Origin of the sequence: Phycicoccus sp. Root563 (genome assembly GCF_001427915.1) — a bacterium.
Classification (GTDB): domain Bacteria; phylum Actinomycetota; class Actinomycetes; order Actinomycetales; family Dermatophilaceae; genus Pedococcus.
Genome location: NZ_LMGM01000001.1, coordinates 1168830 through 1195447, shown reverse-complemented (window position 1 = coordinate 1195447; position 26618 = coordinate 1168830). Strand labels below are relative to the sequence as shown.

The window sequence follows — 26618 nt, the reverse complement described above, 5'->3', positions numbered from 1 at the left end:
TAAATCGATGTTGATTTCCGCATCGAAGTGCCGAGAACCTATTGAAATCGGTGGTGCTGGGGCTACAGTGCCAACCACCGGAATCCGTACCCGAGCTCCCTGGGAGAGTCAGTGACCGCCACGACCGCCGGCCCCGCCACCACCGGCACCACGGCCTCGCCGCGCGTGCTGCGCAACTTCGTCGGCGGCGAGTACGTCGACGCCACCACCGACGCGACGGCCGACATCGTCAGCCCCGTGACGGCCCAGGTCGTCGCGACCGCCCCCGTGTCCACGGCCCAGGACGTCGACGCGGCCTACGCCTCGGCCAGCCGCGCCTTCGAGGAGTGGGGGCAGACCACCCCCGGTGAGCGCCAGGCCGCCCTGCTCCGGTTCGCGGACGCGATCGAGCGCAGGGCCGACGAGTTCGTCCGCCTCGAGTCCGAGAACACCGGCAAGCCGCACGCCCTCACCGCGAGTGAGGAGATGCCGCCGATGGTGGACCAGATCCGCTTCTTCGCCGGGGCTGCCCGCGTGCTCGAGGGGCGCTCCGCCGGGGAGTACATGCGGGGCCACACGAGCTGGATCCGGCGCGAGCCGATCGGCGTCGTCGGCCAGGTCACCCCGTGGAACTACCCGATGATGATGGCCACCTGGAAGATCGCCCCGGCCCTCGCGGCGGGCAACACCGTCGTGCTCAAGCCGTCGGACACGACGCCCGAGACGACGCTGCTCATGGCGGAGATCGCCTCCGAGTTCCTGCCGGCCGGCACCTTCAACGTCGTCACCGGCGACCGCGAGACGGGCCGCGCGGTGGTCGAGCACCGGACGCCGGCGCTCGTGGCCATCACCGGCTCCGTTCGTGCCGGGATGCAGGTCGCCGAGAGCGCTGCGCGCGACCTCAAGCGCGTCCACCTCGAGCTCGGCGGCAAGGCGCCCGTCATCGTCTTCGACGACGCCGACATCGAGGCCGCCGTCGAGGGCATCGCCACCGCGGGCTACTTCAACGCGGGCCAGGACTGCACCGCCGCGACCCGCGTGCTCGCCGCGCCGCACATCCACGACGACTTCGTGGCGGCACTGGCCGAGTACGCCAGGAGCTCGGTCAAGGTCGGCCTGCCCGAGGACGAGGATGCCCTCCTCGGCCCGGTGAACAACCGCCAGCAGCTCGAGCGCGTGCAGGGCTTCCTGTCACGGCTGCCCGACCACGCCAGCGTCGCGGCCGGTGGGCACCGGATGGACGCGCTCGGCGACGGGTTCTTCCTGGAGCCGACGGTGCTGTCCGGGCTGCGCCAGGACGACGAGGCGATCCAGGACGAGATCTTCGGCCCGGTCATCACGGTGCAGCGGTTCACCGACGAGCAGGAGGCCATCCGCTGGGCCAACGGCGTCGACTACGGCCTCGCCTCCAGCGTCTGGACCAAGGACTTCGGCCGCGCCATGCGCGTCTCGAAGGCGCTGGACTTCGGCTGCGTCTGGATCAACACCCACATTCCTGTCGTCGCGGAGATGCCGCACGGCGGTTTCAAGAAGTCCGGCTACGGCAAGGACCTGTCCATGTACGGCTTCGAGGACTACACGCGCATCAAGCACGTGATGGCCAACATCGACAGCTGACCCCCGTCCCACCCGGCAGCCGTCCTCGGGCGGCAGCCGGCCGAACCCCTAGCGAGTGCCGATGAAACCCCTGCGACCTCCCGCAGACCCCGTCGCCCGTGGCCTGGTCCGCGCCGCGATGTCCTCCACCCGAGATCGCTCCTTCTCCAGAAGGGGACTCCTCGGGGCCTCCCTCATGGGTGGTGCTGCGGCAGCGCTGTCGGCCTGTGCACCCCCGACGCCTCCGGCAGCCGGCGCCGTCGCCGTGCAGCTGCCGACCGACGTGTCGGCCACCGACAAGGTCCTCAAGTGGGCGAACTGGACCGCCTACCTCGACTACGACGAGGACACCAAGAAGTACCCGACGCTCGAGGCCTTCATCAAGAAGACCGGGATCCAGGTCACCTACAGCGAGGACGTCGACGACAACGACTCCTACTTCAACAAGATCGCGCCGCAGCTGCGGGCCAAGCAGGACATCGACCGCGACATCTTCGTGTTCACCGACTGGATGGCCAACCGCGTCATCCGCGACGGGCTGGTGCAGCCGCTCGAGCTGATCCGCATGCCGCACGCGGCCAACCTGCTCGACTCGCTCAAGGACGTCTCGTTCGACCCGGGTCGCCAGAAGTCCCTGACCTGGCAGAGCGGGTTCGCCGGGATCGGCTACGACAAGTCCAAGGTCGGCCGCGAGCTCAAGTCGCTCGACGACCTGTGGCAGGACGACCTCAAGGGCAAGATCGTCGTCCTCAGCGAGTTCCGCGACACCCTGGGGCTGGTCATGCTCCAACAGGGCGTCGACATCTCCAAGGGCTTCGGCAAGGCGCAGTTCGAGGCGGCCGTCGCGGAGATCGACAAGCGCATCAGCGACGGCTACATCCGCCGCGTCAAGGGCAACAGCTACCTCGAGGACCTCAAGAGCGGCAACGCCATCGCGGGCATCGTCTGGAGCGGTGACCTGTTCGTGCTGCGGGCCGAGACCGAGAACGACAACTGGCAGTTCGTCATCCCCGAGTCGGGCGGAACGCTCTGGAGCGACAACATGATGATCCCGATCACGTCGCGGCACCGGAAGAGCGCCATGGCGCTGATGGACTACTACTACCAGCCCGAGGTCGCGGCCCAGGTCGCCGCCTACGTCAACTACGTCTGCCCCGTCGAGGGTGCACAGGCGGAGATGGAGAAGATCGACCCCGAGCTGGCCAAGAGCCCGTTCATCTTCCCGAGCGAGTCCTACATCAAGGACAACAACGTCAAGGGGTTCCGGGCGCTCTCCCCACAGGAGGACGCCGACTACAGCAGCATCTGGGCAAAGGTGGTCGGTAACTGATGGCACTCTTCTCCTCTGGCGGAGCCGGTTTCCGCGCGGCCAAGGGCGACCTCAACCTCGAGTCGGTCACCAAGCAGTTCGCCAACTTCACCGCCGTCGACGACCTCAGCCTCACGGTTCCCCGCGGCTCGTTCTTCGCCCTCCTCGGCCCGTCGGGCTGCGGCAAGACGACGACGCTGCGCATGGTGGCCGGGCTCGAGCAGCCGACGCGCGGACGCATCCTCATCGGCGACACCGACCTCACCGGCTCCCGGCCGTACGAGCGCCCGGTCAACACCGTGTTCCAGAGCTACGCGCTCTTCCCGCACCTCACGATCCGGGACAACGTCTCCTTCGGTCCCCGGCGCCGGGGTGACTCCGACGCGGGCAAGGCCGCGGAGGACGCCCTCGAGCTCGTGCAGATGTCGAGCTTCGCCACCCGCAAGCCCGCCCAGCTCTCCGGCGGCCAGCAGCAGCGTGTCGCCTTGGCGCGCGCGCTGGTCAACCGCCCGGAGGTGCTGCTGCTCGACGAGCCCCTCGGCGCCCTCGACCTCAAGCTGCGCCGGCAGATGCAGGTGGAGCTCAAGCGGATCCAGACCGAGGTCGGCCTCACCTTCATCCACGTGACCCACGACCAGGAGGAGGCCATGACCATGGCCGACACCGTGGCCGTGATGAACGCCGGGCGGATCGAGCAGATGGGCCACCCGGAGGAGCTCTACGACCTTCCGCGCACGTCCTTCGTGGCCAACTTCGTCGGCCAGTCCAACCTGGGTGTCGGCGACGTCACCGGCACCGACGGCGACAACCTCGTCGTCGAGGTGGCGGGCACGACGGTCCGCATCCCGAAGGCGCGCTCCGCGGTCCACAGCGGGCGGATCACCTTCGGCGTCCGTCCCGAGAAGGTGCGCATCAGCAGCGACCAGCCCACCGGTGCCGGCAACGACGTGAAGGCCCAGGTCGTCGACGTCTCCTTCACCGGGGTGGCCACGCAGTTCCTCGTGACCGTCCCCAGCGGCAGCACGTGGGCCGTGTACGAGCAGAACCTCGACGTCCAGCGCAACACCCTGCGCCCGGGCGACCCGGTGTGGCTCGAGTGGGACTCCGGGCACGCGTTCGGGGTCGAGGTGGACGAGGCCGCGGCCGCCGAAGCCCAGGTCGCGTCGTGAGCGCCCTCGCCCACGTGGGCGGGGGGACACCGGGGGCACCCGACGACGGTCCGCCGCAGGAGCGCGGCGGACGCTCGTGGGCGCCATACCTGCTGCTCATCCCGGGCACGATCTGGCTGTTGGTGTTCTTCGTGTTCCCGCTCCTGCAGCTGTTCACGGTCTCCCTCCAGAGCGGCTTCCCGGGCTTCCCCGGCTACTACTACCGGGACGTGAACTTCGGGAACTACCTCGACGCGATCACCGAGTTCGCGCCGCACTTCGGGCGGTCCCTGCTGTATGCCGGGCTGGCCACCTTCTTCGCGTTCGTCCTCGCCTACCCCCTCGCGTACGCCATGGCGTTCAAGGCGGGGAAGTGGCGCAACGTCATGATGATCTGCGTCATCGCGCCGTTCTTCACGTCCTTCATCCTGCGGACCATCGCCTGGCGACAGATCCTCGCCGACAACGGTCCGGTGGCGGAGACGCTGAAGTTCCTCCACCTGCTCCCCGGCGGACGCATCACCGAGACGTGGGTCGCGGTCGTGGCCGGCCTGACCTACAACTTCCTGCCGTTCATGGTGCTGCCGATCTACGCCTCCCTCGAGCGCGCCGACCCCAAGGTCATCGAGGCGGGTGGCGACCTGTACGCCAACGGGCTCACCACGTTCCGCAAGGTCACGCTCCCGATGAGCCTGCCCGGTGTCATCGCCGGCACGCTGCTCACGTTCATCCCGGCAGCCGGTGACTACGTCAACGCCGAGCTGCTCGGGTCCGACCGCAGCACCAAGATGGTCGGCAACGTCATCGAGAGCCAGTTCTTCCGGGTCCTCGGTGGCTTCCCGACGGCGGCCGCGCTCAGCTTCACCCTCATGGCGATCATCCTCGCGATGGTGTTCGTCTACATCCGCAAGTTCGGCACGGAGGAGCTCCTGTGACCGCCACCGCCTCACGCCCCCGCACCGGTGGGCCCACGCCACCGACCCGCTCGTCCGTCGCGGGTCCGACCCCCCTGGCACGGGTGAAGACGTGGCTCGGCACGCACGTCTCGATGATCGCGGCGCTGGCCGTGCTGGTCTACCTGTTCGTGCCGGTGGCCTACACGTTCGCCTTCTCGTTCAACGACTACCGCAAGTCCAACATCGTCTGGAACTCCGCGGCCGGTCCGACGCTGAAGCACTGGAAGGACCCCTGTGGCGCCCCCGGTGTCTGTGACGCGCTGGTCACCTCCATCCAGGTGGGCGTCATCGCCACCGTCGTCGCGACGGTGCTCGGCACGATGCTCGCGTTCGCCCTGGTGCGGCACAAGTTCCGGGGCCGCGCGGCCAGCAACGTCCTGGTCTTCGTCCCCATGGCGACGCCGGAGATCGTCCTCGGCGCGAGCCTGCTGACGATCTTCGTGCAGGGCTTCTCCCGCTTCGGCCTCAAGCTGGGGTTCTGGACGATCGTCATCGCGCACGTGATGTTCTGCATCAGCTTCGTGGTCGTCACGGTCAAGGCCCGCCTGCAGAGCCTCGACCCACGGCTCGAGGAGGCGGCGCAGGATCTGTTCGCCGGTCCCGGGGCCACGTTCTGGCGGGTCACCTTCCCGCTGGTGCTCCCGGGTGTCGTCGGCGCCGCGCTGCTGGCCTTCTCGCTGTCGTTCGACGACTTCATCATCACCAACTTCGTGTCGGGTGACGCGACGACCTTCCCGAAGTTCGTCTACGTGTCCTACCTGCGCGGGATCCCGGCCCAGGCCAACGTGATCGGCTTCTCGATGTTCGTCATCGCGGTGCTCCTCGTGGTGGCCGGTCAGCTCATCGGCAACGCGCGCAAGCGCTGACCCCCGACCCCACCAAGGACGACCCCCCATGCGGATCCTCATGATCGGCGCCGGTGGCGTCGGTGACGCTGCCGCGCGCATCGCCGTCGAGCGCGACTTCTTCGAGCTGCTCGTCGTCGCCGACTACGACCTGTCCAGGGCGGAGGCGACCGTCGCCCACGCCACCGCCCGGCGCCCGGGCGAGGACCGCCTCGTCGCCGAGGTGGTGGACGCCTCCGACGGCGCTGCCGTGGCCGCCCTGGCCCTGAAGCACGCGGTCACGCACGTCTTCAACGCCGTCGACCCGCGGTTCGTCATGCCGATCTTCCGTGGGGCGCTGGTGGCCGGTGCCGGCTACCTCGACATGGCCATGAGCCTGTCGCAACGCCACCCCGAGGAGCCGTACGCCAAGGCGCACGTCAAGCTCGGCGACGAGCAGTTCGCCATGGCGGGGGAGTGGGAGGCATCCAACCAGCTCGCCCTCGTGGGGATGGGCGTGGAGCCCGGGCTGTCGGACGTGTTCGCGCGGTATGCCTCCGACCACCTCTTCTCGCACATCGAGGAGCTCGGCACCAGGGACGGCGCGAACCTCGCCGTCCTCGACGCCGACGGCAACGAGACCTTCGCCCCCGGCTTCTCGATGTGGACGATCATCGAGGAGTGCCTCAACCCGCCGGTGGTGTGGGAGAGGTCCCGCGCCGAGGCCGCGGGCGGCGACGTGGAGGCGGGGTTCCGCACCCTGCCGGCGTTCGCCGAGCCCGAGGTGTTCGACTTCCCTGAGGGCATCGGCCCGGTCGAGTGCGTCCACGTCGAGCACGAGGAGGTGCTCCTCATGCCCCGCTGGGTCGACGCCGACAGGGTGACCTTCAAGTACGGCCTCGGCGAGGAGCTCATCACCATCCTCAAGACCCTGCGCACGCTCGGCCTCGACCGCACCGACCCGGTGACGGTCAAGGGTGTCCAGGTCTCGCCGCGGGACGTCGTGGCCGCGGTGCTGCCCGACCCTGCGACGATCGGTCCGCAGATGAAGGGCAAGACCTGCGCGGGCCTCTGGGTCACCGGCACGGGCAAGGACGGTCAGCCTCGCCGCACGTACCTCTACCACGTGTCGGACAACGAGGACACGATGCGCGAGTACGGCGCCCAGTGCGTCGTGTGGCAGACCGCGGTCAACCCGGTCGTCGCACTCGAGCTGCTCGCCAACGGTACGTGGGCCGGCAACGGGGTCCTCGGTCCGGAGGCGTTCGACGCCGTGCCGTTCCTCGAATTGCTCAAGGCGCCCAAGCCCGACGGCTACGGTTCGCCGTGGGGCATGGAGGACCGCTGACGCCGCAGGGCGGCTCGGCCGTGGCAGCGAGGGCGTGGCGATGACGGGGTGGACCCGGGCGTGGTGGGTGGTGCTCGCGGGCATCCTCGCCCTGCAGGCGCACCTGACCCGGTTGTCGCTCGCCTCGTCTTCGGCGGACGCCCTCGCCACCGTGCCGGACGGGTCGTCGTACGCCTGGTTCGGTCGCGACATCCCCGGCTACGCCGACTACGCGCGGCTCGACGACGTCTCAGCGCTTGCAGCCTTGCTGCCGATCATGGTCCTCGTGGTCGCGGTGGCGGTCCGCCGCAGCAGTCGCCTGGTCGTCCTCGGCGTGGTGCTGGCTCTCGCCTCGGTGCTCATCGGGCCGCTGTGGTGGGGGCCAGCGGCCGGGAGCGTGGCTACGGCCGTGCTTGTGGGGGCGGCGGGCTGGTCCTCGAAGTCCGCCCCCGTCCGCTGGGCGGGGGTGGCGGTCGGGTCGCTGCTCGGGGTCACGGAGGTCACGGCCCAGGTCGTGGGCCCCGGATCAGGTCTCCACGAGACGCGCCCTGCCGTGCTCTGGGCCGCGGCCGCGGTGCTGGTCGTCCGCGCCGTCGCCGGACCTGCCGCCCGGGCCGGTGACCCGGCAGCGTCGACGGTGGTTGGCCGCGACCTGGTGGGTGCGGCCTGGGCGGTGGTGCTGGCGGCCGGTGCGCTGCACGTTGCCCTGCTCGCGCAGGCCTCGCTCGAGGGCGTGCACGCTCAGGTCCTCGCCCTGGCCCGACCGGCGGGACTCGTGGAGGAGCCGGAGACCGTCACGGTGGCCATCGCGCAGTTCACCGGGTCGACGGCGCACGGCTCCTCCAGTCCCTGGGCGTTCGCCGACCCCGGGGGACTCGCCGTCGTCGCTGCCGTGCTGGCTGTCGTGGCCGCGTGGTTCCTGCGGCGGGAGCACCGACTCGTCGTCGTTGGTGCGGTCCTCGTCCTCGTGGGCCTGCTTCCGTGGTGGCCCGACGGCGGTGTCGACCCGACCCCACCGATCGTGCGACTGCTCGGGTTCGGGGTGCTGGGTTACGCCGCGATCCTGAGTCACCGGGGCCGTGAAACCTTCGGGGGCAACGGGACTAGGGTCGGCTCATGACGCGATACGGGCAGCAGTACGGCCCCGACTTCACCTTCCTCGGCGTGGACCGGTGCGACCTCGACGACGAGAGCACGTATGCCGACGCGGACGTCGTGATCCTCGGTGCACCGTTCGACGGCGGCACCTCCCACCGACCGGGAACCCGGTTCGGGCCGCAGGCGATCCGCATGACCGACTACCTCCCGCACGACGGTTCGCGGCCCTCGCTGGCGCTGCGCACCGACGGCCTGGTGGACCTGCGGGTGGTCGACGCCGGTGACGTGGAGATGTACTCCGGCGACATCGAGCGGTCCCTGCCCAAGCTCGAGGCTGCGGTCGAGAAGGTGACCCGCGCTGGCGCCATACCGGTGGTCCTGGGTGGTGACCACTCCATCGCGTTCCCTGACGCCAAGGGGGTAGCGAACGTCCTCGGGCACGGCCGCGTGTCGATGATCCACTTCGACGCGCACGCCGACACCGGTGACATCGAGTTCGGGTCGCTCTGGGGCCACGGCCAGCCGATGCGTCGGCTCATCGAGTCCGGGGCGCTGCGCGGGGACCGGTTCCTGCAGGTCGGGCTGCGCGGCTACTGGCCGCCGCCGGAGACGCTCGACTGGATGGCCGGCCAGCAGATGCGCTCGTTCGAGATGACCGAGATCGTCCACCGGGGGCTGCAGGAGTGCCTCACCGAGGCGTTCGCGATCGCCACCGACGAGTGTGAGGGGGTCTTCCTCTCCGTCGACATCGACGTCTGCGACCCCGGCCACGCACCGGGTACCGGCACGCCCGAGCCCGGCGGCCTGTCGGCCCGCGAGCTGCTCGACTCGGTGCGCCGGATCTGCCTCGAGCTGCCCGTCGTCGGTGTCGACGTCGTCGAGGTCAGCCCTCCCTACGACCACGCCGACATCACCGCGGCTCTCGCGAACCGCGTCGTCCTCGAGGCGCTGTCGGCCATCGCCCGCCGTCGCCGGGACGAGCGTGACGGCACCCGCTGGGACCCGGCGCAGCCGCTCCTCGCCGGTCGCGCCGGCGCCATACCGGAGGGACACATCCCCTCCCACCACCACACGCACGAGACCCACGACCAGCACGACCACGCACCCACGGAGGAAAAGTCCTGATGGCCACCACGCAGAAGTCGCTCGTCGAATCCGTCCCGAAGGGCCTGTTCATCGCGGGGAAGTGGCGCGACGGCAGCGACGGCCGCACCATCGCCGTCGAGGACCCCTCGAGCGGCGCCACGCTCGCGCACGTCGCTGACGCGTCGGTCGCTGACGGCAAGGCGGCCCTCGATGCCGCCGTTGCGGCACAAGGGGACTGGGCCAGCACGCCGCCGCGCGACCGTGGCGAGATCCTGCGTTCGGCCTTCGAGAAGATCACCGAGCGCGCCGAGGACTTCGCCACGCTCATGACGCTCGAGATGGGCAAGACCCTGGCCGAGTCGCGGGGCGAGGTGACCTACGGCGCCGAGTTCTTCCGGTGGTTCTCCGAGGAGGCGGTACGGATCAGCGGCCGCTGGTCGACGGCCCCGAACGGTGCGACCCGGCTCCTCACGATGAAGAAGCCGGTCGGGCCCACCCTGATGATCACGCCGTGGAACTTCCCGCTGGCCATGGGCACCCGCAAGATCGGCCCGGCCATCGCCGCCGGGTGCACCATGGTCGTCAAGCCCGCGAGCCAGACCCCCCTGACGATGCTCGCCCTGGCCGAGCTGCTGCGTGAGTGCGGCCTGCCGGACGGGGTCCTCAACGTGGTGACCACCTCGCGGACCGGTGACGTCATGGAGCCGCTCATCCGGGACTCACGCCTGCGCAAGCTCACCTTCACCGGCTCGACCAACATCGGTCGTCGCCTCGTCGAGCAGTCGGCCGAGCAGCTCCTGCGCGTGTCGATGGAGCTCGGCGGCAACGCCCCCTTCCTCGTGTTCGAGGACGCCGACCTCGACCGCGCCGTCGACGGCGCCATGCTCGCCAAGATGCGCAACATCGGTGAGGCCTGCACGGCGGCCAACCGGTTCTACGTCCACGAGAGCGTCGTCGAGGAGTTCTCCGCCAAGCTCGCCACGCGGATGGGTGGGCTCACCCTCGGCAAGGGGACCAAGAAGGGCGTCGACGTCGGCCCGCTCATCGACGGCAAGGCCCGCGACGGGGTGTCCGAGCTGGTCGAGCACGCTCGCTCGCAGGGCGCCACGGTCGTGACCGGCGGCAAGGCCGTCCCGGGGCGCGGCTACTTCTACGAGCCCACGGTCATCACCGGCGTCCGCAAGGACGCCCGGATGATGCGCGAGGAGATCTTCGGGCCGGTCGCGCCCATCGCCTCCTTCCGGACCGAGAAGGAGGCCATCGACCTGGCCAACGGCACGGAGTACGGACTCGCGTCCTACGTCTTCACGAACGACCTGGGCCGTGTCATCCGGGTCAGCGAGGCGCTCGAGTACGGGATGATCGGCATCAACCAGGGGATCATCTCCAACCCCGCAGCGCCGTTCGGAGGGGTCAAGGCCTCCGGCTTCGGGCGCGAGGGTGGCTTCGAGGGGATCGAGGAGTACCTCGAGACGACGTACGTCGGCATCGCCCCCTGATCGGCGGGTCTGTCCCGTAGTTCCCCCGGACGAAGTTGGCCGAACTGTCCCCGTACGGCGGGCAATGGGTATTCAATCGCTCTCATGACCACCGTCGAGTCGCACGAGGCCTCGGCCGAGCCTGCCTCGGCGCCGGCGACCCCGCCCGGACGCACGGCGCCGCGGCTTCGCTCCCTCACTGACGTCCTCGTCGAGACCGACGAGAAGATGCGCACCGGCCGGGCGGCCGGTGCGCGGGTGTGGCCCACGGGTTTCGACAGCCTGGACGTCGCGCTGACGGGTGGTTTCCGTTCGGGGGAGCTCATCCTGCTCGGCGGACCCCAGGGCCTGGGCAAGACCGCGATGGCACTGCAGATGCTGCGCAACGCGGTCTCCGCCAACCGCTCGGCGGTGTTCTTCTCCTACGAGCACGACGCCCACAGCGTGCTCGAGCGCCTGCTGGCCATCGAGGCGGGAGCCATCGCCGGCTCGGACGGCATCAGCCTGACCAAGATCCGACAGCGCTTCGAGGCCCGCCACAGCAACGCCCACTCCATGAGCGAGCGCTTCGCGAACGCACCCGGTGGGGCCGAGGCCGTCGCTGCCCTCGAGCGGTACGGCGAGCACCTGCACGTGCACACCTCCAGCGGCCTGCACACCACGCTGGACGAGATCCGCACCGCGATCGAGCAGGTGGTGAGCCAGGAGAGCCAGCCACCCCTCGTCCTCGTGGACTACCTCCAGAAGGTGCCCGTCGCGCAGTTCTCGGGCAGCGAGGAGGAGCGCGTCGCCGTCGTCGTCGAGCGGCTCAAGGACCTCGCCCTCGAGTTCCAGGTGCCGATCCTCGCGATCGTGGCGGCCGACAAGGGCAGCCTGGTCGCCGGGAAGCGGATGCGGGTCAACGACCTGCGCGGCTCGTCGGCCCTGGCGTACGAGTCCGACGTCATCCTCATCCTCAACGACAAGTACGACGTCGTGGCCAAGCACCACCTCGTCTACCACCTCGAGAACGCCGAGCGCTTCCGCCAGTGGGTGATCATGTCCATCGAGAAGAACCGCAGCGGTGTCGACCACGTCTCGCTGGAGTTCCGCAAGCGGTTCGAGCAGGGCCGCTTCGAGCCCGAGGGCCGGCTCGTCGAGGAGCAGCTCATCGAGGAGCGCGTCTTCCGCGACTGACGGGTCGTCCGCCGCCGTCGGGGCTAGCGTGGTGGGGGTGACCCCGACCCATCGCCGCGCCGTCCACGGCGTCGTCGCCGCCGTCACGCTTGTGGCCGTGCTGTGGCAGCTCGTCCTCATCGTCAACGGCGAGGCGGTCCTCGACGAGACTGCCGCGAAGCCGCTGGGCACCCGGCTCGTGGAGTTCATCTCCTACTTCACGGTGCTGTCCAACCTCCTCGTGGCCTACGTGTCGCTCACGCTGGCCCGCGACCCGGACCACGACGGCACCTTCTGGCGGGTGGTGCGCCTGGCCACGATCGAGGGCATCACCGTGACCGGCCTGGTGCACTGGTTCTTCCTGCGCCCGATCCTCGACCTGCACGGCGCGAGCTACGTCGTCGACAAGCTGCTGCACGTGGTGGTGCCGATCCTCGCGCTCGTGGCGTGGGCGGTCGCCGGACCACGCGGCCAGGCCGTGCGGTCCGCCGTGCTGCCCTCGCTCGGCTGGCCGCTCCTGTGGGGGCTCTACACCCTCGTGCGGGGGGTGGTCGCCGACTGGTGGCCCTACCCGTTCATGAACGTCGACACGCTCGGCTGGGGTCGGGTGCTGCTCAACCTCGCGGCCATCGCCGTGCTCTTCGCCGTGGTCGGCCTCGGTTTCGTCGCCGCGGACCGGGCGCTGGCGCGGCGCCGGCAGTCCGACGGGTGAGCCCCTCGGCGCGGGCTGCGACAATGCAGGGGTGACCTCTCCGCGCTCCGTCGCCATCCTCGGCTCCACCGGATCCATCGGGACCCAGGCGCTCGACGTGGTCTCGCGCAACTCCGACCGGTTCCGCGTCACCGCGCTGTCGGCCGGGTCCAACATCGACCTCGTCGCCGAGCAGGCGGTCGCCTTCGACGTCGACCTCGTCGCGGTCGCCGGCGGCACCGCCGAGCAGGTCGCCGAGGCGATCGCCGCGCATGCCGCGCGAGCCGGCCGCGCGGCATACCGGCCCCAGATCGTGGTCGGGGACGATGCCGCGGTGACCGCGGCCGGGTCCGGTGCCGACGTCGTCCTCAACGGGATCACCGGCGCGATCGGGCTGCGGCCCACGCTGGCGGCGCTGGCACAGGGGTCGGTCCTGGCCCTGGCCAACAAGGAGTCCCTCATCGTCGGTGGCCCGCTGGTCAAGGCCGCGGCGAAGCCGGGGCAGATCGTGCCCGTGGACTCCGAGCACTCCGCGATCGCGCAGAGCCTGCGGGGAGGGCGCGCCGAGGAGGTCCGGCGCCTCGTCGTCACGGCCAGCGGTGGGCCGTTCCGGGGGCGCTCGCGGGAGTCCCTGCGCGAGGTCACGCCCGACCAGGCGCTGGCCCACCCGAACTTCTCCATGGGGCGGGTCATCACGACGAACTCGGCCACCCTGGTCAACAAGGGGCTCGAGGTGATCGAGGCGCACCTGCTGTTCGACATCCCGTTCGACCGGATCGACGTCGTGGTCCACCCGCAGCAGCTGATCCACTCCATGGTGGAGTTCGTCGACGGCTCGACCATCGCCCAGGCGGGACCGCCGCGGATGCTCGTGCCGATCGCCCTCGGCCTGTCCTGGCCCGAACGCCTCGCCGACGTCGACGTGCCGGTCGACTGGACCAGGGCGCAGACCTGGGAGTTCGAGCCGCTGGACGACGAGGCGTTCCCGGCCGTGCGGCTCGCCCGACAGGTCGGCGAGGCGGCGGGCACCTACCCCGCGGTCTACAACGCGGCCAACGAGGTGGCGGTCGACGCGTTCCACGAGGGGCGGATCGGGTTCCTCGACATCGTCGACACCATCGACCGGGTGGTCGCTGACCACGCTGACCACGCTGACCACGCGAACGCGCTCCACGGGGGGATCGAATCAGCGACACTGTCCGTTGAGGACGTGTTGCGCGCCGACAGGTGGGCGCGCGAGCAGGCCCGCACCGTGCTGGGGCTGCCCCACGCACACCAGACCGACGAACCACTGACCGACGCCGAGGGGGCGCTCCACCGATGACCGTGCTGCTGTTCGTGCTCGGGGTGCTCTTCGTGGTGCTCGGGGTGGGGCTGTCCATCGGCCTGCACGAGATCGGCCACCTCGTCCCTGCCAAGAAGTTCGGCGTCAAGGTGACCCAGTACATGGTCGGCTTCGGCCCGACGTTGTGGTCACGCAAGCGCGGCGAGACCGAGTACGGCATCAAGGCGATCCCGCTCGGCGGCTACATCCGGATGATCGGGATGTTCCCGCCGCGGCCCGGGGACAAGCCGGGGACCCTGCGCGTGTCGAGCACCGGCCGTTTCTCGCAGCTCGCCGACGAGGCGCGCCAGCTCAGCCTCGAGGAGGTCCAGCCGGGCGACGAGGAGCGGGTGTTCTACAAGCTCCCGGTGCACCAGAAGGTCATCGTCATGCTCGGCGGCCCGACGATGAACTTCCTCATCGCCGTGGTGCTGCTCACCGGGGTGCTCACGACGTACGGCGTCGCGACCCTCCAGGACGGTGCCCGCGTCGCGAGCGTGTCCGAGTGCGTCGTGCCCGCCCAGGAAGCCGCGACCAAGACCACGTGTGCCGCCAGCGACCCCAGGACCCCTGCCTACTCCGCCGGGATCCGCCCCGGTGACGAGATCGTGTCGGTCGCCGGGCAGCCGATCAGGACGACGGCCGACGTCGGCAAGCTCATCCGTCCGCGCGTGGGCCAGTCGGTGCCGATCGTCGTCAAGCGCGACGGGGTCGAGCAGACGCTGACCGCCACCCCCATCAAGAACTCCGTCCAGCAGGTCGGCCCGGACGGCACGCCGCTCGTCGACGCCGACGGCCAGCCGATCACGCAGGAGACCGGCTTCCTCGGGGTCTCCTCCGAGGGGATCGTCGGCTACGAGGCGCAGCCCCTGTCCGCCGTCCCCGGGGTCGTGGGGGACCAGCTGCTGGCCACCGCCGGCGTGGTCCTCAAGATCCCGCAGAAGATGGTCGGTGTCGTGCAGGCCGCGTTCGGTTCCGGGGCGCGCGACCCCAACGGGCCCGTGTCGGTCGTCGGTGTGGGCCGCATGGCGGGCGAGGCCACCTCGGGCAAGATCCCGTGGATCGGTGGGGAGAACGGCATGAACCCGTTCGTCTTCCTGCTCATGCTGATGGCCTCGCTCAACCTCGCGCTGTTCGTCTTCAACCTCATCCCGCTGCTGCCGCTGGACGGTGGCCACGTCGCGGGAGCGCTGTGGGAGGGCACGAAGCGTGGGGTCGCCAGGCTGCGCCACCGCCCGGACCCCGGTCACGTCGACGTCGCCAAGGCCCTGCCGGTGGCGTATGCCGTGTCCTCGGTGCTCATCGTCATGTCGGTCCTGCTCATCTACGCCGACCTGGTGAAGCCGATCAGCCTCGGCGGCTAGGAGCGAGGGGCGCCGACGAGGTCGCGGTACTCCTGCTCGAGGTCCTCGGCCCGTTGCCGGGCCTGCGTGCTGCGCTCCGCGACCACGCCGAGCAGCCGCCCGGTCTCGGTCAGTGCGACGGCGACGGCGTGCGACGAGTCCTTGATGCGGGAGCGCACCATGAGGTCGCTGATGACGTTGTCGAACCAGATGTCCATGCCGCGCAGCAGGTCCGACACCTCGGGCCCCGCGGGACCCTCGAGGTCGACGTCGGCGAGCTCCCGGCTGAACCTCGCCAGGGCCTCCCCGGCCGTGCGGATGAACGCAGCGGCCTGGTCGAGCCGGTCGTGCTTGACCACGGAGCTGATCAGCCCGCCGCCCAGGAAGGTGTCGTAGGTCGACCACGTGTCGGCGCTGTCGAGCAGCCCCGCCGCGCGGTCGAGGTCGGCGCGTGCCTGCGCACCCGCGGCAGCCGCCTCGTCGAGCTCCCTCAGCTGCGCCGCCAGCACGCCGCGACGGGCGGCGAGGTCCGACAGCCGGGCTGCCGTCACGGGGTCGGCGGACAGGGCGGCCTCCTTGGCGGCCACGGCCTGGGCCATCAGGGCCTTGGGGGAGGGTGCGCCGTCGAGGTCGGCGCGGCAGGAGGCCTCGTCCTGGCGTGCCCGGGCCAGCGCACGCTCGGCGTCGGCGACGGCATACTGCGCCGCCTGGGCCTCGGCCCGCTCGCGGTCGAGGTCCGCGTCACGGTTGCCGCGCAACGCGGAGGCGATGCGCGCCAGCGAGTAGGACTCGAGCCTCGCGACGTCCTGCTCCTCCTGCGCCAGCCCAGCGCGTCGGCTCGACACCAGCTCGGTCAGCCGGGCCACCTCGCGCTCGAGCGAGCCGAGCCGCGCCGTCGCGGTGGCGTGCTCGTGGGCGGCGCGAGCCGCCTCGGCGATCGCCTCGTCGGCGCGGCGCACGTCGTCCCCATGTCCCCCGGTGACCCCCATGGTCGGGGATCAAACCACAGGTGGGCGATACTTGGGCCATGACTGTTGGACTCGGTATGCCGGCACTGCCCCCGCCCGTCCTCGCGCCGCGGCGCAAGACGCGCAAGATCAAGGTCGGCAAGGTCGAGGTCGGCGGTGACGCGCCCATCTCCGTGCAGTCGATGTGCACGACCCCGACGACGGACATCAACGCGACGCTGCAGCAGATCGCCGAGCTCACCGCGTCCGGCTGCGACATCGTGCGCGTGGCCTGCCCCAGCCAGGACGACGCGGACGCCCTGCCTGCGATCGCCCGCAAGTCCCAGATCCCGGTGATCGCCGACATCCACTTCCAGCCGAAGTACGTCTTCGCCGCGATCGACGCCGGCTGCGCCGCGGTGCGGGTGAACCCCGGCAACATCCGCAAGTTCGACGACCAGGTCAAGCAGATCGCCGCGGCCGCCAAGGACGCGGGCGTCTCGATCCGCATCGGGGTCAACGCCGGTTCGCTCGACCCGCGACTGCTCGAGAAGTACGGCAAGGCCACCGCCGAGGCGCTCGTCGAGTCGGCCGTCTGGGAGGCGTCGCTCTTCGAGGAGCACGACTTCCACGACTTCAAGATCTCGGTGAAGCACAACGACCCGGTCGTCATGGTCAAGGCCTACGAGATGCTGTCCGAGCGGGGCGACTGGCCGCTGCACCTCGGCGTCACCGAGGCGGGCCCGGCGTTCCAGGGCACGATCAAGTCGGCGACCGCGTTCGGGGCGCTGCTGTCCAAGGGCATCGGCGACACCATCCGGGTCTCCCTGTCGGCTCCTCCCGTCGAGGAGGTCAAGGTCGGCAACCAGATCCTCCAGTCGCTCAACCTCAAGCCCCGCAAGCTCGAGATCGTCTCGTGCCCGTCGTGCGGTCGGGCCCAGGTGGACGTCTACAAGCTCGCCGACGAGGTCACGGCCGGCCTCGAGGGCATGACCGTGCCGCTCCGCGTGGCCGTCATGGGCTGTGTCGTCAACGGCCCCGGTGAGGCCCGCGAGGCCGACCTCGGCGTCGCCTCCGGCAACGGCAAGGGCCAGATCTTCGTCAAGGGTGAGGTCGTCAAGACCGTGCCCGAGAGCCAGATCGTGGAGACCCTCATCGAGGAGGCCATGCGCATCGCCGAGGAGATGGGCGAGCCCGTCGACGAGGCCAGTGCCGGGGCCCCCAGCGTCACCGTCGGCTGACCTGTCCAGCCCCGTCCCACATCGTGGGCGAAGCGTCACCCCGGTTATCACCCGAAGTTATGGGTGGGATAACTTTCTGATGTGTTCACGTTGAGCGGCCGCACGGCACCGGTCCCCGGTGTCCGCCCGGCCCGTCGGGCCTGTCCCTAGCCGCACCCGTATGGCGCCTGCCCGGCGCCCGCGTGCGGTCCGCCCCCTCGTCAACGTCCTTCCGACACACCAGCACCGCGCGGGTTCCGTCATGCCCGCGCCCGGGTCAGCGCCGACCCTGCCCAGCCCTCACGACCCTAGGAACCGATCACCATGTCCGTGCGCCGTCGCGCCCTCGTCCTCGCCACCTCCGCAGCGCTCGCGCTCTCCCTCGCCGCGTGCGGTGGGGGCAGCAGCAGCTCCGCCGAGTCCAACCCCTACAAGCTCCAGCAGCCCGGCACGCTGCGCGTCGGCACGCTGACCGACGCCCCGCCGAACGTCTTCCTCAAGGACGGCAAGTTCACCGGGTTCGACAACGACCTCCTCTCGGCCGTGGCCGCCAAGCTCGGCCTCAAGGTCCAGTTCGTCGGCACCGAGTTCAGCTCGCTGCTCGCCCAGGTCAAGACCGGCAAGTACGACCTCGGGTCGTCCTCGATCAGCATCACCGAGGCGCGCAAGAAGACCGTGGCGTTCTCCAACAAGTACGACTTCGGCTTCCTCGGGCTCGACGTCCCGAAGGGCTCGCCGATCACGTCGTTCGACCAGCTGTCCGGCAAGCGGGTCGTCGTCGTGCAGGGCACCGTCCAGGACGACTTCGCCACGCGCGAGAACCTCGACCCCGTGCGGGTGCCCGACTACAACGCCGCCCTCAACCAGCTCAAGGCGGGTACGGCCGACGCATGGGTGACCCCCGCGGAGATCGGCGAGAAGACGGCCACCGACTCCGGTGGCAAGGTGCTCGCCGTCGCCAAGCAGCTCGACCCGGGTGGCACGGCGTTCGCCGTGAACCAGCAGAACGACGCCCTGCGCAAGGCCGTCGACAAGGCCCTCGACGAGGTCATCGCCGACGGCACCTGGGCCAAGCTGCAGAAGCAGTACTACCCCAGCCGCGAGATCCCGGCCGACTTCACGCCGGGCAGCGGCTCGGTCGCCATCGGCGCTGCCCGGTAACGAGCACCACCACCACCACCACCGAGAGGAGGGCCAGGGATGGATGTCCTGAGCACCCTGTGGCAGACGTTCTTCGACGTCGACGCCATGCGCACCGCCCTGCCCGAGCTGATCAAGGTCGGACTGCCCAACACCCTGATCCTGGCCCTCACCTCGGCGGTCATCGGGACCGTCGTCGGCATGGTCCTGGCCGTCGCCGGCCTGTCCGGCAGCCGTTGGCTGCGCTGGCCGGCGCGGGTCTACACCGACGTCTTCCGCGGCCTCCCCGCCGCCGTGACGATCCTGCTCATCGGCGTCGGCCTGTCGCCGGTCGGGCTGCAGATCTGGGGCCCGAACCCGTACCCGCTCGGCATCCTCGCGCTCTCGCTCATCGCCAGCGCCTACATCGGCGAGATCTTCCGCTCCGGCATCCAGAGCGTCGACGCAGGACAGCTCGAGGCCGCCCGCGCGCTCGGCTTCTCACGCCCGAGCGGCATGCGGCTGGTGGTCATCCCGCAGGGGATCCGGCGGGTGCTGCCGGCCCTGGTCAACCAGTTCATCGCGCTGATCAAGGAGTCGTCGCTCGTCTACTTCCTCGGGCTGCTCGCCAGCCAGCGCGACCTGTTCCGGATCGGCCAGGACGCCGCCGCCAACACCGGCAACGAGTCGGCGCTCCTGCTGGCCGGGTTGTTCTACCTGCTCATCACGGTGCCGCTCACCCACGTCGTCAACGCCATCGACCGCCGGCTGCGCGACGGCCGTCGCGCCGACGGCGCGGAGCGCGTCGAGGACGAACCCACCGACCCGGCCGCCCCGTCCCTCGCCCTCGCCCAGGAAGGCCACCGATGAGCACCACCGCCGCACCGCCCACGGCCACCACCGGGGTGTCGGTCGCCACGCGCGACGTCCACCTGTCGTTCGGCACCAACCACGTCCTGCGTGGCGTCACCCTCGCGGTTCCTGCGGCCTCGACGACCTGTGTCATCGGGCCGTCGGGATCCGGCAAGTCGACGCTGCTGCGCGTCGTGAACAGGTTGCTGGAACCCGACTCCGGTGACGTCCTGCTCGAGGACCGCAGCGTGCTCGCCGACGACCCCGACCAGCTGAGGCAACGGGTGGGCATGGTGTTCCAGCACTTCAACCTGTTCCCGCACAAGACGGTCCGCGACAACATCACCCTGGGGCTCACCCGCCTCCGCGGCCTCTCGAAGGACGAGGCGGTCGAGCAGGCGCTCGCCCAGCTCGACCGGGTGGGGCTGCGGCACAAGGCCGACGTCCGGCCCGGGACCCTGTCGGGAGGCCAGCAGCAGCGCGTCGCCATCGCCAGGGCGCTCGCGATGCAGCCCCAGGTGATGCTCTTCGACGAGGCCACCTCGGCCCTCGACCCCGAGCTGGTCAAGGGGGTCCTCGCGACCATGGCCGACCTCGCCTCCGGGGGTATGACGATGCTCGTCGTGACGCACGAGATGGGGTTCGCCCGTTCGGTGGCGGACCAGGTGCTGTTCATGGACCGGGGTGTCGTCGTCGAGTCGGGTTCGCCCGACACGGTGTTCGAGGACGCCCGCAGCGACCGGCTCCGACGGTTCCTCTCCCAGGTGCTGTGACCCTTCCTGCCCGCGTCGTCGGTCGATAGCGGCGCGCAGACGTCACGCACGGCCTAGGCTGACTGCGTGCTGCGCACCCGGAACCCGGTCCACGCCCTGACGGCGGCGGACCGCGACGACGCCCTCGAGGTGTGCGCCCGCAACCTCCCGGCCAACGTCTTCGTCGCCGCCCGCCTGCTCGAAGGGGTGCTGACGACGCAGCCGGGAACCGTCCTCGGGCACCGCGTCGACGGACGCCTGCAGTCGCTGTGCTGGTCCAGCGCCAACCTCGTTCCCGTCGAGGCAGACGAGGCCGACATCGCCTTCTTCGCCGACCGGGTCCGTCGCTGGCGACGGCACTGCGCGTCGATCCTCGGCCCGGCAGACCAGGTGGCCGAGCTGTGGCGCCACCTCGCCCCTGCGTGGGGTCCCGCGCGCGCGGTGCGTGCCGACCAGCCCCTCATGAGCGCGATGGACCTGCCGTCGTCCCTCGGGGTCGACCTCGACCCGCGCGTGCGCCCCGCCACGACCGACGAGGTCGACCTCGTGATGCCGGCCGCGGCGCACATGTTCGAGGGGGAGATCGGCTACCCGCCCTACTCGGGGTCCGGCGCGGCATACCGGACTGCGCTCCTGGCCCTCATCGACCGGGGCCACACCTTCGTCGTCGTCGAGGACGGTGCCGTCATCTTCAAGGCCGACGTCGGGTCGGTGGCCCTCGGGTGCGCCCAGCTGCAGGGCGTGTGGCTGGCACCGCACCTGCGCGGGCAGGGGCTGGCCGTGCCGCTCATGGCGTCCGTCGTCGAGCAGGTGATGGCCACGCGGGCCAAGTGGGTCACGTTGTACGTCAACGACTTCAACACCAGCGCGCGTGCGACCTACACGAAGGTCGGCTTCGAGGACGTCGGTTCGTTCTCGACCGTCCTGCTCTGATGCAGCAGGACGCGCCCCGGGAGGACGACCCGGCCGCGGGCAACGCCCTGCTGTGGCTCACCGGCTCCGTGCTCGCCTTCGGCCTGTTCGTCGCGCTCGTGCCCGGGGTGCAGCCCGAGGGGCGCACCTGGCTCTGGGTCGGCCTCGTGCTGGTCGCCCTCGGTGGGGTCACCTTCGCCCTGGCGCTGCGGGCCCGGCTGCGGTACCTCGCCGCGCACCGGGTGGCCGAGCCGGACAGGATGGACCCATGACCTCCCTGCGCGCCGTTCGCGACACCACCCCGCCCCTGAGCAAGGACGTCGCCGGGCTGGCGGCGCTGTTCCTCACGTCGGGGGTGACCCACCTGACCAAGCCGGAGGTGTTCGAGCCGCTCGTGCCGAACTCGCTCCCGCGACGACGCGAGCTGGTCTACGCGTCCGGTGTCGCCGAGCTCGTCTGTGCCGCCGGCCTGCTCCACCCGCGGACCCGTCGCCTCGCCGGCTGGGGGAGCGCCGCCCTGCTGGTGGCGATCCTGCCGGGCAACGTCCAGATGAGCGTCAACCACGGCAAGCGCGCCCAGCGCAGGCAGACCACCGGGGCCAGGGCGATGTTCGCCGGCACCGTGGCGCGGCTGCCGCTCCAGCTCCCGCTGATCCGCACCGCCCTCCGGGCCGCCGGCCGCTGACGAGGCGTGCCGGTCAGTACAGGCCGGTCGAGTACTGCTCGCCGTAGTACCTCTCGAGCTCCTCGACCGAGTCCTCCGGTCGTTCCAGGGCCTTGGCGATCTCCGGCCGGGAGCCGACGGCCATCGGGTCCCAGGTCGCCGGGTGCCACAGCTTGCTGCGCATGAACGCCTTGGCGCAGTGGAAGAAGACCTCCTCCACGTCGAGGACGAGTGCCAGCACGGGGCGGTGGCCCTTGACCTCCATGTCGTCGAACCACGGGGCGTCGGAGACCAGCCGGGCGCGGCCGTTGACACGCAGCGTGTCACCGCGGCCGGGGACGAGGAAGATCAGGCCGGCGTGCGGGTTCTCCAGGACGTTGAGGTAGCCGTCGACCCGCTTGTTGCCCTTGCGCTCGGGGACGGCGAGCGTCGTGTCGTCGAGGACCTTGACGAACCCCGCCGGGTCGCCCTTCGGCGAGGAGTCGCACCGTCCCAGGGCGTCCGAGGTCGACACGACGCAGAACGGTGACGCGGCGATCCAGTCCCGGTCGAGCTCGTGCAGCGACGTCCTGACCTTGTCCCGCACCCGGGGGAGCGGGTCGCCGACGAGCTCCCGCAGCTGGTCGGCGGTCTCGATCCGGTGGTCGTCCACGGTGGCGTCGGAGCTCATGCCGCCAGTGTGCCAGCGCCGTCCGGCCCCGTACGGCCCTCCGCCGGCACAACTGGGGTGAGCCCGCGGCACACGCACCGATATCCTCTGGTGGTTGTCCACCACCTGAGGAGTCCGAAGTGGCACTGCGCATGTCGACCCTGTTCCTGCGAACCCTTCGCGAGGACCCGGCCGATGCCGAGGTGCCGAGCCACCGGCTGCTCGTCCGGGCCGGCTACATCCGCCGCGTCAGCCCCGGCATCTACACCTGGCTGCCGCTCGGCCTGAAGGTCCTGCGCAAGGTCGAGAAGATCGTCCGCGAGGAGATGGACGAGATCGGCTCCCAGGAGCTGCTCTTCCCCGCCCTGCTGCCCAAGGAGCCCTTCGAGGCGTCCGGGCGCTGGACCGAGTACGGCGACAACATCTTCCGCCTCCAGGACCGCAAGGGTGCCGACTACCTGCTCGGCCCGACGCACGAGGAGATGTTCACCCTCACGGTGAAGGACCTCTACTCGTCCTACAAGGACCTGCCCCTGTCGATCTACCAGATCCAGACGAAGTACCGCGACGAGGCGCGTCCGCGCGCCGGCATCCTGCGCGGCCGCGAGTTCATCATGAAGGACTCCTACTCGTTCGACATCGACGTGGCCGGGCTCGACAAGAGCTACCAGCTGCACCGTGACGCATACGTCCGCATCTTCAACCGGCTCGGCTTCCACTACGTCATCGTCCAGGCGATGGCCGGCGCCATGGGCGGGTCCAAGAGCGAGGAGTTCCTCGCCACCGCGGAGAACGGCGAGGACACCTACGTCCACTGCCGCAACTGCGGGTATGCCGCGAACGTCGAGGCCGTGCAGGTGCCCGTCCCCGACGCGTTGCCCTACGACGACGCGCCTGCCGCGCACGCCGAGGACACCCCCGACACCCCGACCATCGAGACCCTGGTCGACCACCTCAACGCGGCCTTCCCCCGGGAGGACCGTCCTTGGGCCGCGAGCGACACCCTGAAGAACGTCCTCGTCGTGCTCGTGCACCCCGACGGCACCCGCGAGCCCCTCGCCATCGGCGTGCCCGGCGACCGCGAGATCGACGAGAAGCGCCTGGGCGCCCAGGTCGAGCCCGCCGAGGTGGAGGCGTTCGAGGAGAAGGACTTCGCGGCCAACCCCGCCCTCGCCAAGGGCTACATCGGGCCGGGCGCCCTCGGCTCCGAGTCGTCGTCGAGGATCCGCTACCTGCTCGACCCCCGCGTCGTCGAGGGCACCCGCTGGGTGACCGGTGCCGACGTCCCCGGCAAGCACGTCATCGACCTCGTCGCCGGCCGCGACTTCACCGCCGACGGCACGATCGAGGCGGCCGACGTCCGCCCCGGCGACGCCTGCCCCTCGTGCGGCCACGACCTCGAGTCGGCCCGCGGCATCGAGATGGGCCACATCTTCCAGCTCGGCACGAAGTACGCCGAGGCCCTCGACCTCAAGGTGCTGGACCAGAACGGCAAGCTCCAGACGGTCATCATGGGTTCCTACGGCGTCGGGGTCTCGCGGGCGGTGGCCTGCGTCGCGGAGGGCAACCACGACGAGCTCGGCCTGCGCTGGCCGCGCGAGATCGCCCCCGCCGACGTCCACCTGGTTGCCGCGGGCAAGGACATGAACCGCGACCCCGAGGTCTTCACGAAGTCCGAGGAGCTCGTCCGCGAGCTCGAGGCCGCGGGCCTGACGGTGCTGTTCGACGACCGGCAGAAGGTCAGCCCCGGCGTGCGGTTCAAGGACTCCGAGCTCATCGGCATCCCGACCATCGTGGTCGTCGGCAAGTCGCTCGAGAACGGCATCGTCGAGGTCAAGGACCGCGCCACCGGGGAGCGCACCGAGGTCCCGGTCGACGGCGTCGTCGCAGCGGTCCTGGCCGCGGTGAACGGCTCGGCCGGCTGATGGGGGCTGTGCCCCTCGAGGCGGTCATCTTCGACTGGGGCGGCACGTTGACGCCCTGGCACGATGTCGACCTGCCGAAGCAGTGGCGGGTCTTCGCGCGCGAGGTCCATGGCCTGCCCGTCGAGGACCCCGACATGCCGGCCGACGACCTTGCCGAGGCCGACTCGCTCGCGATGCGGATCCACGCCGCCGAGGAGCGCGCGTGGTCCCGGGGACGTGAGAGCCACGAGAGCGCGTCGATCGAGCAGATCCTCGCGGACGCGGGGGTGGACGCCGAGCACGACCGGCACCACCTGGCGCTGGCGGCATACCGGAGGTTCTGGGAGCCGCACACCCACACGGACCCACAGGTCCGCCCGCTCTGGGAGGGGCTGCACGACCGCGGGCTCAAGGTGGGCGTGCTGTCCAACACGATCTGGACCCGGGCCTACCACCGCGAGGTGTTCCAGCGCGACGGCGTCCTGGACCTCGTCGACGGTGACGTGTACTCCTCCGAGATCCACGTCGTGAAGCCGCACCCCGAGGCGTTCCTCGCCGCCTGCGCCGCGGTCGGTGTCGAGCCGCAGGCAGCGGTCTACGTCGGCGACCGGCCGTACGAGGACGTGCACGGCCCCCAGCAGGTCGGCATGCGCGCGATCTGGGTGCCGCACAGCGACATCCCGGAGAGCCAGCGGGTCACGGTCGACGTCACGCCCGACGCCGAGGCCCACGAGCTGCTCGACATCCTGGACATCGTCGACGGCTGGCTGGGTCGGTAGGTGCCCGACCTCGACCTGACCACGGTCCTGCTGATGGCCCTGGCGGGGTTCGGCGCGGGGTGGGTCGACGCCGTGGTGGGCGGTGGTGGGCTCGTGCAGCTCCCGGCCCTGCTCCTCGGCTTCCCGTCGGCGACCCCGGCGCAGCTGCTGGCGACCAACAAGATCGCCGGGATCTTCGGCACCACCACGAGCTCGATCACATACTGGCGCAGGGTCCGTCCCGACCTGCGCACGGCCCTGCCCATGGCAGCGGTCGCGTACGTCGGGGCGGTCGGCGGGGCGCTCCTCGGGCTGCACATCCCCAAGGCGGCGTTCAACCCGGTCATCCTGGTCATGCTCGTGGTCGTCGGTGCCTACACCGTCGCCAAACCACGCCTCGGGCACGAGACGGCGCTGCGGTTCGACGGCCACCGCCACACCGTCGTCGCGATGCTCACCGGTTTCGTCATCGGCGTCTACGACGGCGCGCTGGGGCCGGGCACCGGGTCGTTCCTCGTCTTCGCCCTCGTCGGCCTGATGGGGTACGCGTTCCTCGAGGCCAGCGCCAAGGCCAAGATCGCCAACTTCGCCACCAACCTCGGGGCGCTGACGGTCTTCGTCCCCGGCGGGCACGTCATGTGGACGATCGGTGCCGTCATGGCGGTCGCCAACATCGTCGGGGGGTACGTCGGGGCCAGGACCGCCGTCGCCCGGGGGAGTAGGTTCGTGCGCGTGGTCTTCGTCGTCGTCCTCGTCGCGTTCATCGTCCGGATCGGCGGCTCGGTGCTGGGGGTGTGGGCATGACGGCCGCGGGACCGGTGCTGCGCCCGGACCCCCGGCTGCTCGACCGCTGCGCCGTCCTCGTGGAGGCCGCCACCCTCGAGGGACGCCGACGGGTCCTGGGCATCAGCGGGGCGCCCGGCGCGGGCAAGACCACGCTCGTCCTCGCGGTGCTCGCTGCTGCCGCGGCTGACCCTCGCCTCGCGGGACGTGTCGCCCACGTGCCGATGGACGGCTACCACCTGCCCAACGCGGAGCTGGACCGCCTGGGGCGCCGGCACCGCAAGGGCGCCCCGGACACCTTCGACGTGGAGGCGTATGCCGCGACCCTCACCACCGCGCGGGCCACCCCGCGAGCGGCGCTGTGGGCCCCGAGCTTCGACCACGGTGTCGGCGAACCGGAGCCCGACTCGATCGAGGTCCCCGTGGGCGCCGACCTCGTCCTCACCGAGGGCAACTACCTGCTGCTGCCCGACGGTGGCTGGCCGACGGTCCGCGCCGAGCTCGACGAGGTGTGGTTCTGCGACCTGGCGGCCGAGCAGCGGCGGGCCCGCCTGGTCGACCGGCACGTCCTCACCGGGCGTGAGGTCGACGACGCCGAGGCGTGGGTCGACCGGTCCGACGAGGCCAACGCCCGGCTCGTCGTCACCGGGCGCGACCGGGCCGACGTGGTCGTCGTCGACGGCCTCGTGGTCGACTGACCCGACCCGCCCCGCCCCGTCCGCGCCCTCCCGTCGCGCGCTCCGG

General features: G+C 70.7%; 26 protein-coding genes. 24 read left to right on the top strand and 2 right to left on the bottom strand.

Annotated features, from left to right (window positions below; translation table 11 throughout):
- Positions 1–111 precede the first annotated feature (111 nt).
- The 13 genes from ASD62_RS05565 (at position 112) to ASD62_RS05505 (ending at position 15335) form a co-directional block, all read left to right on the top strand.
- Entirely contained in the window at positions 112–1596 is a 1485-nt protein-coding gene (locus ASD62_RS05565) for a gamma-aminobutyraldehyde dehydrogenase (protein ID WP_056915108.1), read from the top strand.
- Between the two features lie 61 nt (positions 1597–1657).
- Positions 1658–2905: a PotD/PotF family extracellular solute-binding protein gene (locus tag ASD62_RS05560; RefSeq protein ID WP_056915107.1), complete on the top strand. Its 1248-nt coding sequence runs from the start codon at positions 1658–1660 to the stop codon at positions 2903–2905.
- Positions 2905–4053, top strand: coding sequence for an ABC transporter ATP-binding protein (locus ASD62_RS05555; protein WP_056915106.1), 1149 nt, complete (start codon positions 2905–2907; stop codon positions 4051–4053). The genes ASD62_RS05560 and ASD62_RS05555 overlap by 1 nt, the downstream gene beginning before the upstream one ends.
- A complete protein-coding gene (locus tag ASD62_RS05550) occupies positions 4050–4967 on the top strand; it encodes an ABC transporter permease (RefSeq protein ID WP_082552838.1) in 918 nt (305 codons plus the stop codon). The genes ASD62_RS05555 and ASD62_RS05550 overlap by 4 nt, the downstream gene beginning before the upstream one ends.
- Positions 4968–5080: 113 nt before the next feature.
- A complete protein-coding gene (locus ASD62_RS05545; RefSeq protein WP_082552918.1) occupies positions 5081–5854 on the top strand; it encodes an ABC transporter permease in 774 nt (257 codons plus the stop codon).
- A 28-nt stretch (positions 5855–5882) separates the two neighbouring features.
- A complete protein-coding gene (locus tag ASD62_RS05540; RefSeq protein ID WP_056915105.1) occupies positions 5883–7160 on the top strand; it encodes a saccharopine dehydrogenase family protein in 1278 nt (425 codons plus the stop codon).
- Between the two features lie 40 nt (positions 7161–7200).
- Positions 7201–8259: a hypothetical protein gene (locus ASD62_RS05535; protein WP_056915104.1), complete on the top strand. Its 1059-nt coding sequence runs from the start codon at positions 7201–7203 to the stop codon at positions 8257–8259.
- The gene (gene speB, locus ASD62_RS05530; RefSeq protein ID WP_082552837.1) at positions 8256–9362 is read left to right on the top strand and encodes an agmatinase; all 1107 of its coding nucleotides are present in this window, start codon (positions 8256–8258) and stop codon (positions 9360–9362) included. Before ASD62_RS05535 ends, speB begins: the two co-directional genes overlap by 4 nt.
- The gene (locus tag ASD62_RS05525) at positions 9362–10822 is read left to right on the top strand and encodes an NAD-dependent succinate-semialdehyde dehydrogenase (protein ID WP_056915103.1); all 1461 of its coding nucleotides are present in this window, start codon (positions 9362–9364) and stop codon (positions 10820–10822) included. Before speB ends, ASD62_RS05525 begins: the two co-directional genes overlap by 1 nt.
- Positions 10823–10906: 84 nt before the next feature.
- Positions 10907–11977, top strand: coding sequence for a DnaB-like helicase C-terminal domain-containing protein (locus ASD62_RS05520; protein ID WP_056915102.1), 1071 nt, complete (start codon positions 10907–10909; stop codon positions 11975–11977).
- Between the two features lie 37 nt (positions 11978–12014).
- On the top strand, positions 12015–12668 hold the full coding sequence (locus ASD62_RS05515) for a Pr6Pr family membrane protein (RefSeq protein ID WP_056915101.1): 654 nt from the start codon (positions 12015–12017) through the stop codon (positions 12666–12668).
- Between the two features lie 31 nt (positions 12669–12699).
- Positions 12700–13971 (top strand): 1-deoxy-D-xylulose-5-phosphate reductoisomerase, encoded by a 1272-nt coding sequence (gene dxr, locus ASD62_RS05510; protein ID WP_056915100.1) that lies wholly within the window; start codon positions 12700–12702, stop codon positions 13969–13971.
- The gene (locus ASD62_RS05505; protein ID WP_056915099.1) at positions 13968–15335 is read left to right on the top strand and encodes an RIP metalloprotease; all 1368 of its coding nucleotides are present in this window, start codon (positions 13968–13970) and stop codon (positions 15333–15335) included. Before dxr ends, ASD62_RS05505 begins: the two co-directional genes overlap by 4 nt.
- Here ASD62_RS05505 and ASD62_RS05500 read toward each other — a convergent pair.
- Entirely contained in the window at positions 15332–16273 is a 942-nt protein-coding gene (locus ASD62_RS05500) for a hypothetical protein (protein ID WP_157581367.1), read from the bottom strand. The genes ASD62_RS05505 and ASD62_RS05500 overlap by 4 nt on opposite strands.
- Before the next feature lie 68 nt (positions 16274–16341).
- Between ASD62_RS05500 and ispG the strand changes: the two genes are divergently transcribed.
- The 7 genes from ispG to ASD62_RS05465 all read left to right on the top strand — a co-directional run bounded on the left by ispG (position 16342) and on the right by ASD62_RS05465 (position 21801).
- The gene (gene ispG, locus ASD62_RS05495; RefSeq protein WP_056915097.1) at positions 16342–17502 is read left to right on the top strand and encodes a flavodoxin-dependent (E)-4-hydroxy-3-methylbut-2-enyl-diphosphate synthase; all 1161 of its coding nucleotides are present in this window, start codon (positions 16342–16344) and stop codon (positions 17500–17502) included.
- Between the two features lie 303 nt (positions 17503–17805).
- On the top strand, positions 17806–18642 hold the full coding sequence (locus ASD62_RS05490; protein ID WP_056915096.1) for an ABC transporter substrate-binding protein: 837 nt from the start codon (positions 17806–17808) through the stop codon (positions 18640–18642).
- Positions 18643–18681: 39 nt separating this feature from the next.
- Complete coding sequence (locus ASD62_RS05485) at positions 18682–19470, top strand: amino acid ABC transporter permease (protein ID WP_056915095.1); 789 nt, start codon at positions 18682–18684, stop codon at positions 19468–19470.
- Positions 19467–20225, top strand: a complete 759-nt coding sequence (locus ASD62_RS05480) for an amino acid ABC transporter ATP-binding protein (protein WP_056915094.1) — start codon at positions 19467–19469, stop codon at positions 20223–20225. The genes ASD62_RS05485 and ASD62_RS05480 overlap by 4 nt, the downstream gene beginning before the upstream one ends.
- 66 nt (positions 20226–20291) lie before the next feature.
- A complete protein-coding gene (locus ASD62_RS05475; protein WP_056915093.1) occupies positions 20292–21137 on the top strand; it encodes a DUF4081 domain-containing GNAT family N-acetyltransferase in 846 nt (281 codons plus the stop codon).
- Positions 21137–21388: a hypothetical protein gene (locus tag ASD62_RS05470; RefSeq protein WP_056915092.1), complete on the top strand. Its 252-nt coding sequence runs from the start codon at positions 21137–21139 to the stop codon at positions 21386–21388. The genes ASD62_RS05475 and ASD62_RS05470 overlap by 1 nt, the downstream gene beginning before the upstream one ends.
- Positions 21385–21801 (top strand): MauE/DoxX family redox-associated membrane protein, encoded by a 417-nt coding sequence (locus ASD62_RS05465; RefSeq protein WP_056915091.1) that lies wholly within the window; start codon positions 21385–21387, stop codon positions 21799–21801. The genes ASD62_RS05470 and ASD62_RS05465 overlap by 4 nt, the downstream gene beginning before the upstream one ends.
- 13 nt (positions 21802–21814) lie before the next feature.
- On the opposite strand, the gene ASD62_RS05460 is transcribed toward ASD62_RS05465, so the two are convergent.
- Positions 21815–22450: a pyridoxamine 5'-phosphate oxidase family protein gene (locus ASD62_RS05460; RefSeq protein WP_056915090.1), complete on the bottom strand. Its 636-nt coding sequence runs from the start codon at positions 22448–22450 to the stop codon at positions 21815–21817.
- Between the two features lie 119 nt (positions 22451–22569).
- Between ASD62_RS05460 and ASD62_RS05455 the strand changes: the two genes are divergently transcribed.
- Genes ASD62_RS05455 through ASD62_RS05440 form a run of 4 tightly spaced genes read left to right on the top strand, consistent with a single transcriptional unit; the run spans position 22570 to position 26572 of the window.
- The gene (locus ASD62_RS05455) at positions 22570–24354 is read left to right on the top strand and encodes a proline--tRNA ligase (RefSeq protein WP_056915089.1); all 1785 of its coding nucleotides are present in this window, start codon (positions 22570–22572) and stop codon (positions 24352–24354) included.
- Positions 24354–25112 (top strand): HAD family hydrolase, encoded by a 759-nt coding sequence (locus ASD62_RS05450; protein ID WP_056915088.1) that lies wholly within the window; start codon positions 24354–24356, stop codon positions 25110–25112. The genes ASD62_RS05455 and ASD62_RS05450 overlap by 1 nt, the downstream gene beginning before the upstream one ends.
- Positions 25113–25895, top strand: coding sequence for a TSUP family transporter (locus ASD62_RS05445; RefSeq protein ID WP_056915087.1), 783 nt, complete (start codon positions 25113–25115; stop codon positions 25893–25895).
- Positions 25892–26572: a nucleoside/nucleotide kinase family protein gene (locus ASD62_RS05440; RefSeq protein ID WP_056915086.1), complete on the top strand. Its 681-nt coding sequence runs from the start codon at positions 25892–25894 to the stop codon at positions 26570–26572. The genes ASD62_RS05445 and ASD62_RS05440 overlap by 4 nt, the downstream gene beginning before the upstream one ends.
- The last annotated feature ends 46 nt before the right edge of the window (positions 26573–26618 follow it).

Coding starts and splice junctions, on each gene's coding strand:
- ASD62_RS05560 (WP_056915107.1), top strand. CDS start 1,658: ATGAAACCCCTGCGACCTCCCGCAGACCCCGTCGCCCGTGGCCTGGTC.
- ASD62_RS05555 (WP_056915106.1), top strand. CDS start 2,905: ATGGCACTCTTCTCCTCTGGCGGAGCCGGTTTCCGCGCGGCCAAGGGC.
- ASD62_RS05545 (WP_082552918.1), top strand. CDS start 5,081: ATGATCGCGGCGCTGGCCGTGCTGGTCTACCTGTTCGTGCCGGTGGCC.
- ASD62_RS05540 (WP_056915105.1), top strand. CDS start 5,883: ATGCGGATCCTCATGATCGGCGCCGGTGGCGTCGGTGACGCTGCCGCG.
- ASD62_RS05535 (WP_056915104.1), top strand. CDS start 7,201: ATGACGGGGTGGACCCGGGCGTGGTGGGTGGTGCTCGCGGGCATCCTC.
- speB (WP_082552837.1), top strand. CDS start 8,256: ATGACGCGATACGGGCAGCAGTACGGCCCCGACTTCACCTTCCTCGGC.
- ASD62_RS05525 (WP_056915103.1), top strand. CDS start 9,362: ATGGCCACCACGCAGAAGTCGCTCGTCGAATCCGTCCCGAAGGGCCTG.
- ASD62_RS05520 (WP_056915102.1), top strand. CDS start 10,907: ATGACCACCGTCGAGTCGCACGAGGCCTCGGCCGAGCCTGCCTCGGCG.
- ASD62_RS05505 (WP_056915099.1), top strand. CDS start 13,968: ATGACCGTGCTGCTGTTCGTGCTCGGGGTGCTCTTCGTGGTGCTCGGG.
- ispG (WP_056915097.1), top strand. CDS start 16,342: ATGACTGTTGGACTCGGTATGCCGGCACTGCCCCCGCCCGTCCTCGCG.
- ASD62_RS05490 (WP_056915096.1), top strand. CDS start 17,806: ATGTCCGTGCGCCGTCGCGCCCTCGTCCTCGCCACCTCCGCAGCGCTC.
- ASD62_RS05485 (WP_056915095.1), top strand. CDS start 18,682: ATGGATGTCCTGAGCACCCTGTGGCAGACGTTCTTCGACGTCGACGCC.
- ASD62_RS05480 (WP_056915094.1), top strand. CDS start 19,467: ATGAGCACCACCGCCGCACCGCCCACGGCCACCACCGGGGTGTCGGTC.
- ASD62_RS05470 (WP_056915092.1), top strand. CDS start 21,137: ATGCAGCAGGACGCGCCCCGGGAGGACGACCCGGCCGCGGGCAACGCC.
- ASD62_RS05465 (WP_056915091.1), top strand. CDS start 21,385: ATGACCTCCCTGCGCGCCGTTCGCGACACCACCCCGCCCCTGAGCAAG.
- ASD62_RS05460 (WP_056915090.1), bottom strand. CDS start 22,450: ATGAGCTCCGACGCCACCGTGGACGACCACCGGATCGAGACCGCCGAC.
- ASD62_RS05450 (WP_056915088.1), top strand. CDS start 24,354: ATGGGGGCTGTGCCCCTCGAGGCGGTCATCTTCGACTGGGGCGGCACG.
- ASD62_RS05440 (WP_056915086.1), top strand. CDS start 25,892: ATGACGGCCGCGGGACCGGTGCTGCGCCCGGACCCCCGGCTGCTCGAC.